Here is a 14,952-nt window from a genome sequence, read left to right as displayed (position 1 = left end):
AGACCGCCAGCGTTCATCCTGAGCCAGGATCAAACTCTCCGTGTTGTTGAGTTCTTTTGGCTATAGTCAAGTTCTTTCTACTCAGCACCAAGGCTGGTTTTTTTCCCTTGACTTTTTTCTCGTTGTTTGCGATATTAAATATCAGCTCTCGCTTTTACTCTCTATCTTGATTTTTTTGACGAGGTTAATAGTGCTTTAAGCTTTCAAACTATTCTTTTTTCTAGGTTCAGTTTTCTACCTTTAGTTCGTGGTTCAGTGAACCGCTTCCCTTCTGGCGCTTTATTAATATACTTATTCCGCAAGGTGTTGTCAAGCGTTTTGTGAAAATATTTTTGAGTTTTTGGGGAACCTATACACAGTAAAGGTTTGAGCTGCTGATTTCCGATCCTGCCTCCGCTGGCTGACTCCTCTTTCCGGGAAGGGGTCTTTTTTTTGGGCAAGATTGGACTTTTGAGGGGAGTATCTACCGCGCATGGGTAGAATATCTTTACGTGTAGCTGTTTTATATATAGATGTTCGATCGCCCGCTCATGAAAAAACTTATAGCCCGCCCTAGTGGCTTATTCATTACCTGCGCTTCACTGCTGATCGCTTGCAGTCAGACGAACACTCCCCAAACCTCTACTATCGCATCTCCGGCGACTTCGCCATCTCCCGGTGCTTCGCCAGAGGCTTCGCCTGGGGGGAGATCCAACACTATATCTATAGGTATTGGGGTGGCCCAAACTAGCAATGTGGCTTTACTAGGTCAGGAACAGGTAGCTGGCGCGGAAATTGCCCAGAAGTATTTCAACGATAAGGGCGGTGTGGATGGGACGCCGATTAGACTGGTGTTCCAAGATACGGGTGGAGATGAACAAGGGACGATCAATGCCTTCAACACTCTGATCAATCAGGATAAGGTGGTAGGTATTGTGGGGCCGACCCTCTCGCAACAAGCCTTTAGTGCTGATCCGATCGCCGATCGAGCAAAAGTTCCCGTACTCGGACCCTCCAACACCGCTAAAGGAATTCCCCAGATTGGCGATTATGTGGCCAGAGTCTCCGCCCCTGTGGCAGTGGTAGCACCTAATGCAGTTAAAGCTGCACTGAAGCAAAATCCCAATATTAAGAAAGTAGCCGTGTTTTTTGCTCAGAATGATGCTTTTAGCAAATCTGAGACTGAAACTTTTCAGACAACGGTTAAAGATATGGGACTGGAATTGGCAACAGTCCAAAAATTCTTGACTACTGATACAGATTTCCAATCTCAAGCTACTAACGCGATCAATGTCAACCCCGATTTGATAATTATTTCCGGGTTGGCAGCCGATGGAGGCAATTTAATTAAGCAATTGCGGGAGTTGGGATACAAAGGCGTTATCATTGGGGGCAACGGTCTGAATACTTCTAATGTATTTCCTGTTTGTAAAGCACTCTGTGATGGAGTTTTGATTGCCCAAGCCTACAGCCCGGAATATGAAAATGAAGTTAATAAAGCTTTTCGGGATGCTTATCGCGCTCAATTCAAGAAAGAACCGCCTCAATTTAGCGCACAAGCTTTTACGGGCGTACAAGTTTTTGTTGAGTCATTAAAGGCAATTAATGCTAAGTCTAAGATTAGCGAAAAGCCTTTGGCAGAATTGCGTACAAATTTAAATCAGCAGTTGTTGAGTGGTAATTACGATACGCCTTTGGGGGAAATTTCTTTTACGCCTGAAGGTGAGATTAATCAGAAAGAGTTTTATGTGGCACGGATTAAGATGGAGGCTGATGGCAATAATGGTAAGTTTGAGTTTTTGAAATGAAGGCACGATACGGATTTTGACACAGATACACGGATGAGTTATTGAGTGTGAGTCTGAGGTTAAACCCGCTGCCCCCAAGGGGGGAATTCAGAAGTCAGAGTAAAAATTGTATGCTGTTTGTTTTTGAATGATTTAATGTTGATGCCGAATCTCTAACTGGTGATGGACTTAACTCTGTTTTTGCAACAATTTTTAAATGGTTTGTCGATCGGCAGCGTGTATGCTATTTTTGCCCTGGGATACACGCTGGTCTTTTCTATTCTCGGAATTATTAATTTTGCTCACGGTGCAGTATTTACGTTGGGTGCTTATTTCACCTATGCGCTGATGGGAGGTACTTTCGGTTTTAATGGGTTGTGGGCTAATGCTCGAATTCCCGTGCAGTTGCCTTTTGCTGTGGCATTAATTTTGGGAAGTGTCATGGCTGGTTTGGTGGGAGTAATTGTTGAACGAATTGCTTTTTTGCCTTTGCGTCGCCGACTCTCTGATCCTCTGCTGACGGTGGTTTCTAGTTTGGGTGTGGCGGTGGCAATCGCCAATATTATCCAATATCTAGTAGGTGCGGAAATTTACACTTTTCCTGCTAACACTTACGGCTATTTACCTGCTGCAATTAACTTCGGGACAGCGGATAAACCTATTCCGATTCGGACTGTTCAAATAGTGATTTTTGTGGTGTCAGTTGCGATTGTGGCTGTCTTAACTTACTTAATTAATTTCACTAAATTTGGCAAAGCAATGCAGGCTGTGGCTGAAGATGCGACAACTTCTAGTTTATTGGGGATTGATACTGATAGGTACATTGTGTTGACGTTTTTTGTGAGCAGTTTTCTGGCTGGTTTGGCGGGGAGTTTGGTCGGTTCTAGTGTGAGTATTGCTGGGCCGTATTTTGGTATTGCTTTTGGTTTGAAAGGTTTGGCGGTGATTGTACTTGGTGGGTTGGGGAGTATTCCTGGGGCAGTTTTGGGAGGTTTTATAATTGGTTTGGTGGAGGCTTTTGTGCCTGGAGATTTTTCGGCTTATAAGGATGCTGTTGCTTTTGCTATATTGTTTATTATGCTATTGGTTAGACCGCAGGGTTTGTTGGGACGGCGTTTGATTCAGAAGGTGTAAGATAATTCGGCGATTGAAATCGCTTAAGAGTCAAACTAAGTCCCTCTCCTAGAGACTAAGAAATAAAAAAATTTATGAATGAATTTTTTACTACTTACGGGTTTTTGATTGTCTCGATGTTGTTGGGTGCAATGTTGGGAATGTCCCTGTATTTGCCTTTAATGACTGGACAGTTGTCTCTGGCTAGCCCTGGTTTTTATGCTTTGGGTGGGTATATTGCGGCGATTTTATCTACAACGGTTTTTCAACAGACAGGGGGTTTATTTCCACTGCCATTGCTGTTGGTGGAGATGATAATTGCAGGGGTTGTTTCGGGGTTGCTGGGGATTTTGGTGGGAATTCCGGCGCTGCGGTTAAGTGGGATTTATTTGGCGATCGCAACTATTGCTTTTGTGGAAATTTTGCGGGTTTTATCGCTGAATTTAGATATCACTGGCGGGGCTGTGGGCATTTTTGGGATTCCGCAACCGTTTGCGACGCCGATCGAGTATTTGTGGATTGTACTACCTTTACTGTTGGTCAGTATGGCGATGGTCTATCGTCTGGAACGGATTCGGGTGGGGCGGGCTTTTGCCGCGATTCGGGCTGATGAGTTGGCGGCGGATGCGATCGGCATTAACCCAACTTTTTATAAGGTTTTGGCTTTCACGTTAGGTGCTGTTTTAGCTGGTGTTGTGGGTGCTGTTAGTGCCCATTTCCTGAATACTTGGAATGCCCGTCAAGGTACTTTTGATGCTAGTATTATTTACTTGACTTCTGTGTTGATTGGTGGTAGTAGGAGTTTTCTGGGAGCAGTTTTGGGTGGGATGGTGTTTACTGCTTTGCCGGAGGTTTTGAGGGGAATGGGGACTATTCAGGGATTGCCGGTTTGGTTGGCGCAATTTCTGCGGGATGGGCGGTTAATTATTTTTGGGTTGTTGATTGTTTTGGGGACGATCTTTTTTCCGCAAGGTTTGGTTACGCCGGAGTTGTTGAAGAGGTGGAAGAAGGGCAATCGTACTTCTGTTTAAAATTAGATGTTGAGTACAGAAAGGTGCGATCGCCAACTTGATGACTTAAAATAAAGGAAAGAGCGATCGCCCTGTCGGTGAAAAAAGATCGAGTACGATCGCATCTTTCTGTATCATCTCCTGTTGTTTGGTGAGAGGTCGTTGCTCCTAAGTGATCGTTACCAAACTTACTACTTAAAGATGACTCTTCCCACTTTTGACCTCGCTAATTGAGTATTTATTAGCTACCTAATGGCTCAGTTGAGTGGCGGCGAGTAACCTTTGCAGCACCACCAAGATTTCTCGCCCGTCCGCTCCAACGTGTTGTTAGACCGGGCTTTCGCGATAAGGTTACGACTTTTCTACCGCTTGCTGCTTCCTTTTTGCGGAGGTCAGCAAATATTGCGTCAAAATCATAATTAAAGGACTTCGCATACTCTTCTCGGATTCGGTGGATCTCTTCAACAATCTCATCTGTCCACATGACCTAATCTCCCATTAGTTCGTTGGGTGTGCAAAGAACTGGCAGCACATAGCCGAAATCGAGACTAATCTCCGCCAACTTCCCCTGGATTTGAGCATTCGCAATATGTTTGCAATTCCAAGTTAACAGATAATCCATGCCGTGAACAGTTGCGGTGGCAATGTGAATTGCATCAACTCTTGCTTTTGGAGGCAGATTGCTCCGGGTTAGGAGTTGTACGGCTAAATCTTGTACGTCTTGGTTCAATGCCAACAAGGGAAAATCACGCAGAATCTCCAGTCGTTGAGTGGCGATTCCTGCATCTCCCTGTACCACTTCATCTAGAACTGCCTCCGAGGTATAAAGGGTAAAGGCGCTTCGACGAAATTCCCACCAATCTCTAGTTATTTCTATATTGGCCGCTAAAATTAAATTCTTGGTCGATCGGGCGGTGAGGTAGCCCAAGATACTGGTTTCGATGTAGACGGTTTCGCTCATAAAGAATGAGTTAGCAGCCCTCTTAATTTTATTGAGTGGCAGCTATTGTATCACCACAAACTCGAAAGCTCCCACAAAGATTGCCATCGCCTATTAATAAAAAAAGTAAGGGGCGATCGCCTCCATACCACTCATCTCCTGTTGTCTGGTGAGGAGAGGATTAGGTGATTCTTGTGCGATCGCCTTGCAAATAGAATGGGGATTGCCCGCCATCTTTGTAAGACGAGCAAGACCATGATACCTAAAGTTATGGATCGCCTACATACTGTAATTGATTAAGCGAGAATCGGATTGTTTGCTCATCACGAGCCACGAAATTGTAACACTGAATCCGTCGTCCTTCAAAGCCACGACCAATGTTGTCAGCTACCAGACAAGCTTTGTATGAAGTACCTGCACGCAATTTATCAGTTACTAACCGTGTTCTATCTTTATTCTATTCTGTGTTACATTTGAGTTCAGAACATTAATATTTGCACATCCTCCTGTACGCTCGTTGACGTTGAATTCAGGATCGGTGCAGATGTTGAAGTAGACAGCACCGCCTACGGGTGTAAAATCCCAAACAAATCTCATTTTTGCTATTTGTTGAGCCAAAGCCCCAGAAGATTGAAATAATGAACCTGTAATTAGTAACCCTAGAAAAACGGTTCCAGGAAGTTGAGCCTTTATCTTCTTCATACTTAACAATTTAAGTGTCAAACAATACGTTCCCAATCAAAAACCACACCCGATCGCCCTGTCAGTCGGATTGAGTCTGAACTTTACCACTCATCTCCTGTTGTCTGCTGAGGAGATGATTCGGTGAGGAAGTGCACTCCCTCTAGTGAGCAATAGCGTCTTCACAGTTAGAACTTCCATAAAGGTGGGCGACCTATTGGATAGGTCTACCGTCTGGGATGCTCACCAAAGCCGGACAAGATATAGGTGTTACCGCTTTTAGAACAAAGTTACGTTCAAAAGCTTTTGGACCTGCAACCCAGCGTTTAGTACCTTGATCCAAAAGATACACTTTGTTATTTAAACGATGACCGTTCTCTTTACAAAGAACAATTCTATTTTCCATTGTTAATGATGATGCTTCCTCAATCAGCTCGACATCTATATATTGCTGAACCTGCCTTCCAGGAAACAAGAGGGCGAAAACTTTAGGACCTGCAATCCACCGTCGTTTTCCTTCATCAATCCAGTAGACTTTACCATTACTAGGATGCGCGAGTAGTAAGCCATTCAAATCTGAGCGGTTAACTAGAGCTTGAGCATCATTAATAAATCCAAGAGTAAAAACTTGGGGTAAGGTAGCCGCAGCAAGGCACATTGTAAATTTCAGTAATTTATTCATCTTGTCACCTAAACATTAGCATCTATTCATTTATAGACCGATCGCCCAAAACTGCAAAGCGAAAAAAGACGGATAAAGACGCGAATTTCTAAAATTGCGATGCAAGGCGGATAAAGGCGGATAAAGACGGATAAAGTCGGGTATACTAACGATAGTTCTCCGACCCCCCTACTGATGGACACTGCCCATATCTTGCAATTTGTAGATGAAGTGCTCAGCGCTAATACAGGCAAACATCTCAATGACTTGCAGCGTAAAATTATCGAGGGAATACTGAAGCGACAAAAGTATTCTGATCTTGCAGATACTTACGGTTGTACGGCGGGTCATGCTAAGGATGTAGGTTACGAGCTTTTGCAAATGTTATCTGATGTTTTTGGCGAATCAGTTGATAAAGGTAATCTTAAATCTGTCCTAAAACGGCAATCCACTATAAAGATTGCTTTAAATAATAGTAATAATATTGATGGTAATAGCAACACCATTAACTATATCAAGACCTGCTCATAAAAACCCAGTCCTACCCCAGACAAAAGTCAGCCTCCGACTCCCGACTTCCAGGAAAGCACGAATCAAGTTAAAATTGAAATGATTGGTAAATTACGACAGTTGGGATTGAAGGATGAGCAAATTGCAGAAGTGGTAGGGTTAGCCTTGGAGGTAGTGAAGCAGATAGATTGATAAATATCTTTTAGTTGTTTAAAACACACATCCTCAGTCAGGAGGTATAAATTTTATGTTCGCAGTCGTCACGCCAGAAAAAATTCAGTTGCCACCAGGAACAGTTGTGAGGTTGCCAGGTAGTTGGCAGGATTACCAAGCACTTGTAGAACAATTGGGCGATCGTCAGATTCCGCGCATCAAATATCGACCAGGAGAGATTTTATTAATGTCCCCTTTACCAGTACACGGAAAACAAGCTCATATTATTGCAATGGTGGCAATGGTTTTGCTAGATTATTTGGGGCGAGATTATGAAGCGTTTACACCAATTACCATGGATTTGCCGGAAGAAAGAGGAATTGAACCTGATTATTGTTTTTATATCGATAATTGTGTGGCAATTATTGGTAAAGATCGGATTGCTTGGGGTGTTGAACCGCCACCCGATCTAGTAATTGAAGTAGACGTAACTAGCTACACGGATTTAGATGATTACTTGCCTTATCAAGTGCCGGAACTGTGGCTATTTAAGAAAAATAAGCTCATAATTTACGACTTGCAAAACGATCGATATGTCGAAAGTTCAGTTAGCCGTTATTTATCCAATTTTAATGTATCAGAAATTGTGGAGGAATGCTGGCAAGTGTCGCGCGAGCGCCATACAAGTGCAATAATTCGAGAGTTGCGACGGAAAATTGAAAGGGAGAACGGTTGAATCATATCGTGTCCGGTGAATCGATCGTACTTCCTGTAGGGGCAGCTTCACCACCAACAATAATTGCCTAAAACCACCAATTCTCATAAACCTGCCCCCGCCCAAGGATTACAAACAATTTTGATTGTGGTTAATCAAACAAACATGGTGTTCTGCCAAATCTTAATACTTTTGTCACTGCTGCCGCTAGCCAAAAACTCTCCTTCCGGACTAAAATTAACAGAGTAAACCGAGTTAGTATGACCCGAAATATTACAAATTTCTTGACCGTCTTTCACTCGCCAAATCTTGATAGTTTGATTGCTGCTGCTAGCCAGAATCTCGCCATCGGGACTAAAAGCAATAGAATCAACATACCAAGAATGTCCTGTGATAGTTAAAACTTCTTGCCAATCTTTGACCCACCAAATCTTAATAGTATTGTCATGGCTGCCGCTCGCCAAAAACTCTCCATTTGGACTAAAAGCTATGCAGCGAACGGAGTCTGTATGACCTGTAAGCGTGCGAATTAGCTTCCCATCTTTGACTCGCCAAATTTTGACTGTTCTGTCCCAACTGCAGCTAGCAAGAGTTTCCCCATCCGGGCTAAAAGCGACAAAATAAACTAAATTGATGTGACCCGCAAGCGTGCGAATTTCTTGCCCGTCTTTGACTCGCCAAATCTTGATTGTTCTGTCCCAACTGCTGCTAGCAATAATTTCGCCATCGGGACTGAAAGCTGTGCCGTAAACTGAGTTACTGTGACCGATCAGGGTGCGGATTTCTTGTCCATCTTTCATCCGCCAAAGTTTGACAGTTTTGTCGTGGCTGCTGGTGGCTAGCATCTGTCCGTCCGGGCTAAAAGCTACTGTATAAACCGAGTTAGCGTGTCCTGTGAGGGTGACAATTTCTTGCCCGTCTTCAACTCCCCACAGCTTGATTGTTTTGTCATCGCTGCCACTGGCTACAACTTCCCCGTTTGGGCTGAAAGCCACAGAGTAAATTAAATTTTTGTGACCTGTGAGGGTGTGAAGACATTGCCAGTTATAGGTTTGTTGTTGGGGCTGGACGGGAGTTTTTCCTGGTTTAACTAACTTGGAATTTGTTTGAGGAATTGCTAGATCGATCGCAACTTGGGGATTAATTTCTTTTAATACTTCAACAGCCGTTTGATAGCGGCGGTTGGTAGCATTTTCAATCATTTTGTCTAAAATTTTTCCGAGTTGTTCACTCACGGGGTTGTTGGCCAAATACTGCCGCCATATCCAGACATCTTCACCAGGATCGAAGAGGTCAAAAGGGCTAACTTGAGTTAGCAAATACAAACAAGCTACGCCTAAACTGTACAAATCGCTGGTAAAAAATGCTTTGCCTCTAGCTTGTTCGGGGGCGATGTATTCGGGGCTGCCGATGCTGGTTCCTGTTTTGAGTAAAGCTGTACCTGTGGCAATTTTTGCGGCGCCAAAGTCTACTAAAACTAATTGTTTGTCGGCGCGACGGATGATATTTCCGGGTTTGATGTCTCGGTGAATAACGTTGTGGGAATGGATGAAGTGAAGGACGGGTAATAAGCTATTGAGTAAGTCTTGAATTTGATTTTCGCTAAATCTGCCTTCTGTTTCTACAAGTTGTGCTAAATTTTGCCCGTCGATAAATTCTTGGACTACATATTGTCGGCCGTCTTGGATGGAATAGGCTAAGAGTTCTGGAATTTGAGGGTGTTTGCCCAATTCGTCTAATCGCATTGCTTCTTGTTCAAAAAGTTCGGCTGCTTTTTTGCTGTTGCGATTACTTGCTGATGGGATGAGTGGGGTTTCTGTGAGTAAAAATTGCTTGATAACGCAGCGAGGTTTTGAGGGTTTGTCTTCGTCAACGGCGAGGAATGTTCTGCCAAAACCGCCTTGTCCGATCGCCTTTATAGCCCGGTAGCGATCGCGCAACAGCAGTTTTGAACGGCAATTTCGGCAAATTTTGGCTGCGGGAGGGTTTTGTGGCTTGGAACAGTTGGGATTTAGGCAGTAACTCATTCGATTTTAGATTGCGGATTTTTGATTTTAACTTTTTGAATATTTCCACAGCGCAGTAGATATTATACCTCATTAGCTTTTTAGGAACGGGCTAGAAGCCCATTCCACAAGAAATTCACTCTTTGTGGAACGGGCTTCGAGCCAGTTAAGCGAGAATGGTGATCTGGGCGTGAGTTCCGGAGTACCTTACTATATATGCCAGTTGCGTCAGTTCTGTTTTAGAAGTTCCACATAACGGGGTTATCGTCTAAATGATCGGTGACTGTTCGCCCGATCGCATCAATCTCTTTTAATTCCTCTTCACTCAATTTTACCTCAGCAGCTTTAGCATTTTCGGCTGCTTGTTCCCCGTCGCGCGCGCCGACAATTGCATTTGTTTGTGGCTGGGAAATCAACCAAGCTAAAGCTAAGTTGCCCAAGCTTATCTGGTGGCGATCGGCAATTGGCCTGAGTTGATTTAATGCTGTTTGCACTCGGTCATAATTTTCTTTGATGAACAGCTTATTTTTGGCGCGGTGGTCGCCTTCTTCAAACTTGTGTTCTGGCCCGAATTTACCTGTCAATATTCCTTGAGCTAGAGATGAATAGGCAATGATGGAGATATGATTGTCCACACAATAGGACATCGCCTCTTTTTCTACCCAGCGCCAAAACAGAGAATAGGGCGGTTGCAAGCTGTCGATGCGTCCGTATTGGGCGGCTTCTTCTATTTGGGCGCGGGAGAAGTTGGAAACGCCGATCGCCCGAATTTTTCCCTGTTCTTTTAACTTGTTCAGGGCGTCCATTGTGTCTGCAATTGGCACTAACTCGGAATTCCAAGTGCCAGCAGGCCAGTGGATTTGGTAAAGGTCGATATAATCGGTGTTGAGGTTTTTTAGTGATCGATCACAGGCTTCGATTAACAAATCGGGTTTCAGGTGGTTGGCGAAAACTTTGCTAGCATAAACTACTTGCGATCGCACATTTGAAAGTGCTTGACCGATAATTTGTTCCGAATGCCCTTCTCCATAAACCTCAGCCGTATCAAATGTGGTAATACCTGCCTCAAAAGCCGCGCGCATTGCTTTGACAGTTTCAGCATCCTCAATTCCCACCCACATCCGCTTCCCAGCTTGCCAAGTCCCCATAATGATCGGGGTAATCTGAATTTGTGATGTCCCCAATTGTCGCTTTTGCATACCCTAAGTCCTCATTTATATTTTTAGTATTCACCCTCAAGCTCTCTAATCTTAACAGAAAAAAGTTGGGTAGCCATGCACAGTAATGCTATCGTTTTATTCTAAAATAATTATAGTGATGTACAAAGTTAAAAATTAAAAATCGGAGCATCTCACTTTTGCAGCCAAGCTAGAAATTGGAGTTAGGAGTCAGGAGGCTGGAGAAAAAAGTCACAATAAAAAAGGAAGAAGCCAGAAGAAGTGTTTTTACAAATATGAGATGGCTCCCCTTATGGTAGTCTAAAACTACCTTGTAAAGCAATAATTTAATCCTCTAAAATTACTTCTGCATCTTGTGTTGCTTGAGAACTTTAGCGGGACTGATAAATGAAATGCCCTGAGAAGAAGAGGTACTAATCATGACAGCTTCAATGACAGGATCATAAACCGTTTTTTCTGCAACCCACTCCACAATAAAGTTTGCACCTGAGCCTCCACTTGTATCATCTGCTGCAATGAAAAAGTCTGTGGAAGCAAGCGGCTTCAGTTCTACTGGACTCTTAATGTCCTGCCTAATCAATTTCCCATCATTATCGTAGTAACGCACCGAAGTGATAATAATTGAATTTGTCAGATCCGTATTGCGGATACTGAGCGTCGCGGACAAATTCATCACATTATCCTGGCTATTGTAGTGATAAATATGTGAGTAAATAGGGACATATACGGTTTGTCCCATCACAACTTTTGTTTGATCTAACGGGACTGCTCTCAGTGAGGTTTCACGTTTTGTATCAAGTTGTTGTCTTGGTGAGGTAGTTTGGTCTGAACAAGAACTCAGGACGATCGCCCCTAGCGCCCAACCAACCCAGAAATCATGTTTAAACTTCATCGGCATTCATCCAAATACACCACATACATTGCAGTTACGTCTAAAGCAGGAAGCAGAGTGCACCTTCTCTCTCGTTTGAGGTGGCTTAGTGATAAAGTTTGAGCGGCAGTTCAACCTGGAACGTTGAGCCTTTGCCCACTTCACTCGTCACCTGTATTTGTCCGCTGTGTGCCTTGACAATTTGTTCGACGATCGCTAACCCCAGCCCAAAGCCTCCACTCTCCTGCGAGCGATCGGTGTCTACTCGATAGAAGCGATTAAAAATATAGGGTAAGTCCGCTTCTGGAATACCGATTCCCGTATCGATTATCTGAATGACTGCCAAATTGGAATGAAGAACTAGGCGTATTTGTATAGTTCCGCCAACGGGGGTATATTTACAGGCATTGTAAAGCAAGTTTTCGACTACTTGCCGTAGCAAATCAGGATCGGCCAACAATTCAATCCGTTGTGCCGGTGATTCGCAGGTTAGTTTGATATTTTGGACTTCTGCAAGTGCGAGAAACTGGGTTGCTAAATTGCTGAGGAACTCGTTGAGATTGATTAACCTGAGCGATTCCGGCGCTAGTCGCCCCTGATGCCGAGCTAACAGCAGCAAATTATTCACCAGCAGTCCCATTGATTTCGCACTGTCTACAATGTTTTCCAAGGGGGGGTGGTAGCGCGAGTCATCAGTCGCAATCATTAACCCAAGCTGGGCATTGGTGAGGATGGCAGAGAGGGGCGATCGCAACTCGTGAGAGGCATCGGCTGTAAAGCGTTGAAGCTGTTGATAGGCTTGCCGAATCGGTTGCATGGCGAGCCCACTGAGAAACCAACCTGTGAGGGCAATTAAGCCCAGTGTCAGCGGGACAGCGAGAGTTAACACGATCTGAAGCTGAGTGAGCCTGTTTTGAGTTTCTGTCAGGGGAGTTGCAACCTGAAGATAACCGAGTATCCCTGTTCTACCTTCAACGGGTAATGTCACCTGACGCAGCCAGATTCCTTTTCCCAAAAGTGGATCGATCGATCGAACTGTGAGATAACCAAAGGGCGTATTTAACTGCTCTGAAGAAGGAGTCCCAAAAAAACGAACTAACCGCCTTTGTGCGTTATACCAGCGTACATAAATCAGATCTTCTGCAAGCGGATGAGACCCACTGCCTAACAAGGAGACATGACTCAGATCGACCTGGCTCTGGTTTTTGCGAACTTCATAATGTACGCTGGCAGCCATAACTCTAGTCTTGTCATAGAGCAGTCGGTCAAGGGCTTCTAGTTTATCTTTTACCTCAATCTGGTAAATCACCCCTGCAAACAGCACGAGAATGCTTCCCATGGAGAGGGTGAACCAACGAGCCAGATTGCGACGACTTTGATTAAACATGACTTGCCTTCACGATCGTTACTTTTCAGGGGAAGTGAGGCGATAACCCATACCGTAAATGCTCTCAATCCAGTCTGCCGATCCTACAGTCTGCAAGCGTTGGCGGAGTTTGCGAATTAGAACCGTAATTGCATTGCTCTCTGGTTCAGTCCCCCATTCCCACACAGCTTGTTCAATCTGATTCCGAGTCAAAACCTGTCGAGGATGACGCATAAAATACTCCAACAACTGAAACTCGCGACTGGAGAGGGAAACAGTTGCACCTTGTCGCTCAACAGTCAGAGTATCGAGGTGGAGTTGTAGATCCTCAAGGCTGAGCGTATCTCCTTGCCAAAGGGGCGATCGTCGTCTTAATGCCCGCACTCGTGCCATAAATTCAACCAAATCGATCGGTTTCACCAGGTAATCATCTGCACCTGCGTCTAAGCCGGTTACTTTTTCTGGCGTGGTATCTCTTGCCGTGATCATCAAAATCGGCGCTGTTTTCCCTGCTGCTCGATATTGACGACAGAGATTTACCCCACTGATATGTGGCAACATCCAGTCCAAAATCAACAAATCATATTCTTTTTCTGATAACAGCCACTGGGCCGTCTGTCCATCTTTTACCCCATCCACGCTATGTCCTGCTTGAGACAGCACTGTTTGAAGTGGCATCAGTTGCTTTGGATCGTCCTCCACCAGCAAAACTCTCATATCTAGGCTCGCCTCCTTCGCAGCTTGCAGTTTTAAGAATTATTAGAGTTTGAGGTAATTCGCGCATCTTCTTTAAGCTAGATTTTAGGATATATCCAGTTGTATTAAAGTGCCAATAGATAGTATTAGCCTCAGAATGGATGGGAAAGAATAGCGGATGATTAGACGTTGGCTAAAAGCATCAGGCGCAGAGTTTTGGTTGCCATTGCCGTTTGTGGCGATCGCGTTTTGGGTTGGTTCCAGTTTCCTAATGGCTCAAGAATTACAACAACCCCAGATAGTAAAGAATAAACTTCAGGCAGATACCCAGCTTAAAGCAACGGTGTCTGTCAATATATTGCTGATCAACGCGGTGATTAACCGAAAACAAGGAACCACCCAGGTTGCGGTAGAAACAGCAGAACCCATTTTGAAGCAATTGGAATTAGAATTGCCAATGACTGACGCAACCCAGATAGAGGCAGCGATCGCGCAAGAACTACAGTTATCGCGTCAAAATGTGCGCCAGTTAGTCCGTTACGAGATCGTTGAATAAGTTTATTGTTTCAATATTGCGATCGCATCCAGTCAAATAAGGTTGTTAAATTTGTAGGTTTCCTCGCTGCGATCGAGCAATTGCTCAAGCGGCAAGAAGCGTCCAATACTCTTGCCACTTCACTGTTAATAACTACTGAGTGACGATTTCGTTATTGATGGAAAAATTGGCTGCAGTTTGCCTAGCAACTTGTTCTGCCAATGCTTTTTGTTCTGCCGTTTGAACGCGGCCTGTTAACACAATCGAATTATCCCGATCGTCTGCGTCCAAATCGAATTGCTTGAGGGTGGCATCGGAGTCTAAAGCATCTTCTACGCGATCGGCAATATCGTCAATGTCTTGATTTTCAGCCGTCTGTGCGGTCGTGGTTGCAGGCGCAGCAGGGGTTGGAACAGTCGTATTTCCAGTGGCAGTTGTGGGAGCAGAAGTAGATGGAACAGTTGTCTGTGAAGTATTGGGGGAGGTGCAAGCACCTAAACCCAAAATTGCAACTGTGCTGACGCTGATTCCTTGCACAAATAGCTTTAATAATTGCATATTCTTTGTTTGTTTTGTTGGTAGTGAAACGCAATTTTGCCGATAAAACTCAGGATGAAGTCTTTTAGCCTTTCAACTTAACAAGTAAATGTACGATAGTTCATCTATCAAAAGTAATGCTTTTTACAACTTTATTAATAAAAGGCAACAATAAATCAAATCCCGTGAACTAAGGTTGGCAAGCCTATAAGTT

Annotated in this window: 15 protein-coding genes; 6 read left to right on the top strand and 9 right to left on the bottom strand. The window is 44.1% G+C overall.

Features of this window, described 5'->3' with window-relative positions; all coding sequences use genetic code 11:
• Nucleotides 1-530 precede the first annotated feature (530 nt).
• The 3 genes from QUA34_RS13195 to QUA34_RS13185 all read left to right on the top strand — a co-directional run bounded on the left by QUA34_RS13195 (nucleotide 531) and on the right by QUA34_RS13185 (nucleotide 3,910).
• Complete coding sequence (locus QUA34_RS13195) at nucleotides 531-1,787, top strand: ABC transporter substrate-binding protein (RefSeq protein WP_333332743.1); 1,257 nt, start codon at nucleotides 531-533, stop codon at nucleotides 1,785-1,787.
• Between the two features lie 162 nt (nucleotides 1,788-1,949).
• On the top strand, nucleotides 1,950-2,900 hold the full coding sequence (locus QUA34_RS13190) for a branched-chain amino acid ABC transporter permease (RefSeq protein WP_333243435.1): 951 nt from the start codon (nucleotides 1,950-1,952) through the stop codon (nucleotides 2,898-2,900).
• Between the two features lie 74 nt (nucleotides 2,901-2,974).
• The gene (locus tag QUA34_RS13185) at nucleotides 2,975-3,910 is read left to right on the top strand and encodes a branched-chain amino acid ABC transporter permease (protein WP_333387088.1); all 936 of its coding nucleotides are present in this window, start codon (nucleotides 2,975-2,977) and stop codon (nucleotides 3,908-3,910) included.
• A gap of 466 nt (nucleotides 3,911-4,376) precedes the next feature.
• On the opposite strand, the gene QUA34_RS13175 is transcribed toward QUA34_RS13185, so the two are convergent.
• The 3 genes from QUA34_RS13175 to QUA34_RS13165 all read right to left on the bottom strand — a co-directional run bounded on the left by QUA34_RS13175 (nucleotide 4,377) and on the right by QUA34_RS13165 (nucleotide 6,192).
• A complete protein-coding gene (locus QUA34_RS13175) occupies nucleotides 4,377-4,850 on the bottom strand; it encodes a type II toxin-antitoxin system VapC family toxin (protein ID WP_333332661.1) in 474 nt (157 codons plus the stop codon).
• Nucleotides 4,851-5,264: 414 nt separating this feature from the next.
• Nucleotides 5,265-5,531, bottom strand: coding sequence for a hypothetical protein (locus QUA34_RS13170; RefSeq protein WP_333332659.1), 267 nt, complete (start codon nucleotides 5,529-5,531; stop codon nucleotides 5,265-5,267).
• Nucleotides 5,532-5,724: 193 nt separating this feature from the next.
• Nucleotides 5,725-6,192 (bottom strand): hypothetical protein, encoded by a 468-nt coding sequence (locus QUA34_RS13165; protein ID WP_333332656.1) that lies wholly within the window; start codon nucleotides 6,190-6,192, stop codon nucleotides 5,725-5,727.
• A gap of 174 nt (nucleotides 6,193-6,366) precedes the next feature.
• On the opposite strand from QUA34_RS13165, the gene QUA34_RS13160 reads away from it, so the two are divergent.
• Together QUA34_RS13160 and QUA34_RS13155 are read left to right on the top strand one after the other, a co-directional pair.
• Complete coding sequence (locus QUA34_RS13160; protein ID WP_333332653.1) at nucleotides 6,367-6,702, top strand: hypothetical protein; 336 nt, start codon at nucleotides 6,367-6,369, stop codon at nucleotides 6,700-6,702.
• Between the two features lie 226 nt (nucleotides 6,703-6,928).
• The gene (locus tag QUA34_RS13155; RefSeq protein ID WP_333387086.1) at nucleotides 6,929-7,570 is read left to right on the top strand and encodes a Uma2 family endonuclease; all 642 of its coding nucleotides are present in this window, start codon (nucleotides 6,929-6,931) and stop codon (nucleotides 7,568-7,570) included.
• 134 nt (nucleotides 7,571-7,704) lie between these two features.
• Here the strand turns inward: QUA34_RS13155 and QUA34_RS13150 are convergent, their stop codons facing one another.
• The 5 genes from QUA34_RS13150 to rppA form a co-directional block, all read right to left on the bottom strand.
• Nucleotides 7,705-9,576 (bottom strand): serine/threonine-protein kinase, encoded by a 1,872-nt coding sequence (locus tag QUA34_RS13150; protein WP_333332648.1) that lies wholly within the window; start codon nucleotides 9,574-9,576, stop codon nucleotides 7,705-7,707.
• Nucleotides 9,577-9,794: 218 nt separating this feature from the next.
• Nucleotides 9,795-10,754, bottom strand: coding sequence for an aldo/keto reductase (locus tag QUA34_RS13145; RefSeq protein WP_333387084.1), 960 nt, complete (start codon nucleotides 10,752-10,754; stop codon nucleotides 9,795-9,797).
• A 319-nt stretch (nucleotides 10,755-11,073) separates the two neighbouring features.
• Nucleotides 11,074-11,625, bottom strand: coding sequence for a DUF3124 domain-containing protein (locus QUA34_RS13140; RefSeq protein ID WP_333085830.1), 552 nt, complete (start codon nucleotides 11,623-11,625; stop codon nucleotides 11,074-11,076).
• Between the two features lie 85 nt (nucleotides 11,626-11,710).
• A complete protein-coding gene (locus tag QUA34_RS13135) occupies nucleotides 11,711-12,991 on the bottom strand; it encodes a HAMP domain-containing sensor histidine kinase (protein WP_333332025.1) in 1,281 nt (426 codons plus the stop codon).
• A gap of 18 nt (nucleotides 12,992-13,009) precedes the next feature.
• Nucleotides 13,010-13,687: a two-component system response regulator RppA gene (gene rppA, locus QUA34_RS13130; RefSeq protein ID WP_333332022.1), complete on the bottom strand. Its 678-nt coding sequence runs from the start codon at nucleotides 13,685-13,687 to the stop codon at nucleotides 13,010-13,012.
• Nucleotides 13,688-13,844: 157 nt separating this feature from the next.
• Here rppA and QUA34_RS13125 point away from each other — a divergent pair, with 157 nt between their 5' ends.
• On the top strand, nucleotides 13,845-14,222 hold the full coding sequence (locus QUA34_RS13125) for a hypothetical protein (protein ID WP_333332019.1): 378 nt from the start codon (nucleotides 13,845-13,847) through the stop codon (nucleotides 14,220-14,222).
• Nucleotides 14,223-14,354: 132 nt separating this feature from the next.
• On the opposite strand, the gene QUA34_RS13120 is transcribed toward QUA34_RS13125, so the two are convergent.
• Entirely contained in the window at nucleotides 14,355-14,759 is a 405-nt protein-coding gene (locus QUA34_RS13120; protein WP_333332016.1) for a BON domain-containing protein, read from the bottom strand.
• Nucleotides 14,760-14,952: the final 193 nt, after the last annotated feature.

Origin of the sequence: Microcoleus sp. POL10_C6, from assembly GCF_036701585.1 — a bacterium.
Classification (GTDB): domain Bacteria; phylum Cyanobacteriota; class Cyanobacteriia; order Cyanobacteriales; family Microcoleaceae; genus Microcoleus.
Note: the sequence above shows the minus strand (reverse complement) of the source record. Positions and strands in the feature narration are given on the sequence as shown.

Bases quoted from the DNA above. Each gene is read 5' to 3' on its own strand.
- QUA34_RS13195 (WP_333332743.1), top strand. From the start codon at position 531: ATGAAAAAACTTATAGCCCGCCCTAGTGGCTTATTCATTACCTGCGCT.
- QUA34_RS13190 (WP_333243435.1), top strand. From the start codon at position 1,950: ATGGACTTAACTCTGTTTTTGCAACAATTTTTAAATGGTTTGTCGATC.
- QUA34_RS13185 (WP_333387088.1), top strand. From the start codon at position 2,975: ATGAATGAATTTTTTACTACTTACGGGTTTTTGATTGTCTCGATGTTG.
- QUA34_RS13175 (WP_333332661.1), bottom strand. From the start codon at position 4,850: ATGAGCGAAACCGTCTACATCGAAACCAGTATCTTGGGCTACCTCACC.
- QUA34_RS13170 (WP_333332659.1), bottom strand. From the start codon at position 5,531: ATGAAGAAGATAAAGGCTCAACTTCCTGGAACCGTTTTTCTAGGGTTA.
- QUA34_RS13165 (WP_333332656.1), bottom strand. From the start codon at position 6,192: ATGAATAAATTACTGAAATTTACAATGTGCCTTGCTGCGGCTACCTTA.
- QUA34_RS13160 (WP_333332653.1), top strand. From the start codon at position 6,367: ATGGACACTGCCCATATCTTGCAATTTGTAGATGAAGTGCTCAGCGCT.
- QUA34_RS13155 (WP_333387086.1), top strand. From the start codon at position 6,929: ATGTTCGCAGTCGTCACGCCAGAAAAAATTCAGTTGCCACCAGGAACA.
- QUA34_RS13150 (WP_333332648.1), bottom strand. From the start codon at position 9,576: ATGAGTTACTGCCTAAATCCCAACTGTTCCAAGCCACAAAACCCTCCC.
- QUA34_RS13145 (WP_333387084.1), bottom strand. From the start codon at position 10,754: ATGCAAAAGCGACAATTGGGGACATCACAAATTCAGATTACCCCGATC.
- QUA34_RS13140 (WP_333085830.1), bottom strand. From the start codon at position 11,625: ATGAAGTTTAAACATGATTTCTGGGTTGGTTGGGCGCTAGGGGCGATC.
- QUA34_RS13135 (WP_333332025.1), bottom strand. From the start codon at position 12,991: ATGTTTAATCAAAGTCGTCGCAATCTGGCTCGTTGGTTCACCCTCTCC.
- rppA (WP_333332022.1), bottom strand. From the start codon at position 13,687: ATGAGAGTTTTGCTGGTGGAGGACGATCCAAAGCAACTGATGCCACTT.
- QUA34_RS13125 (WP_333332019.1), top strand. From the start codon at position 13,845: ATGATTAGACGTTGGCTAAAAGCATCAGGCGCAGAGTTTTGGTTGCCA.
- QUA34_RS13120 (WP_333332016.1), bottom strand. From the start codon at position 14,759: ATGCAATTATTAAAGCTATTTGTGCAAGGAATCAGCGTCAGCACAGTT.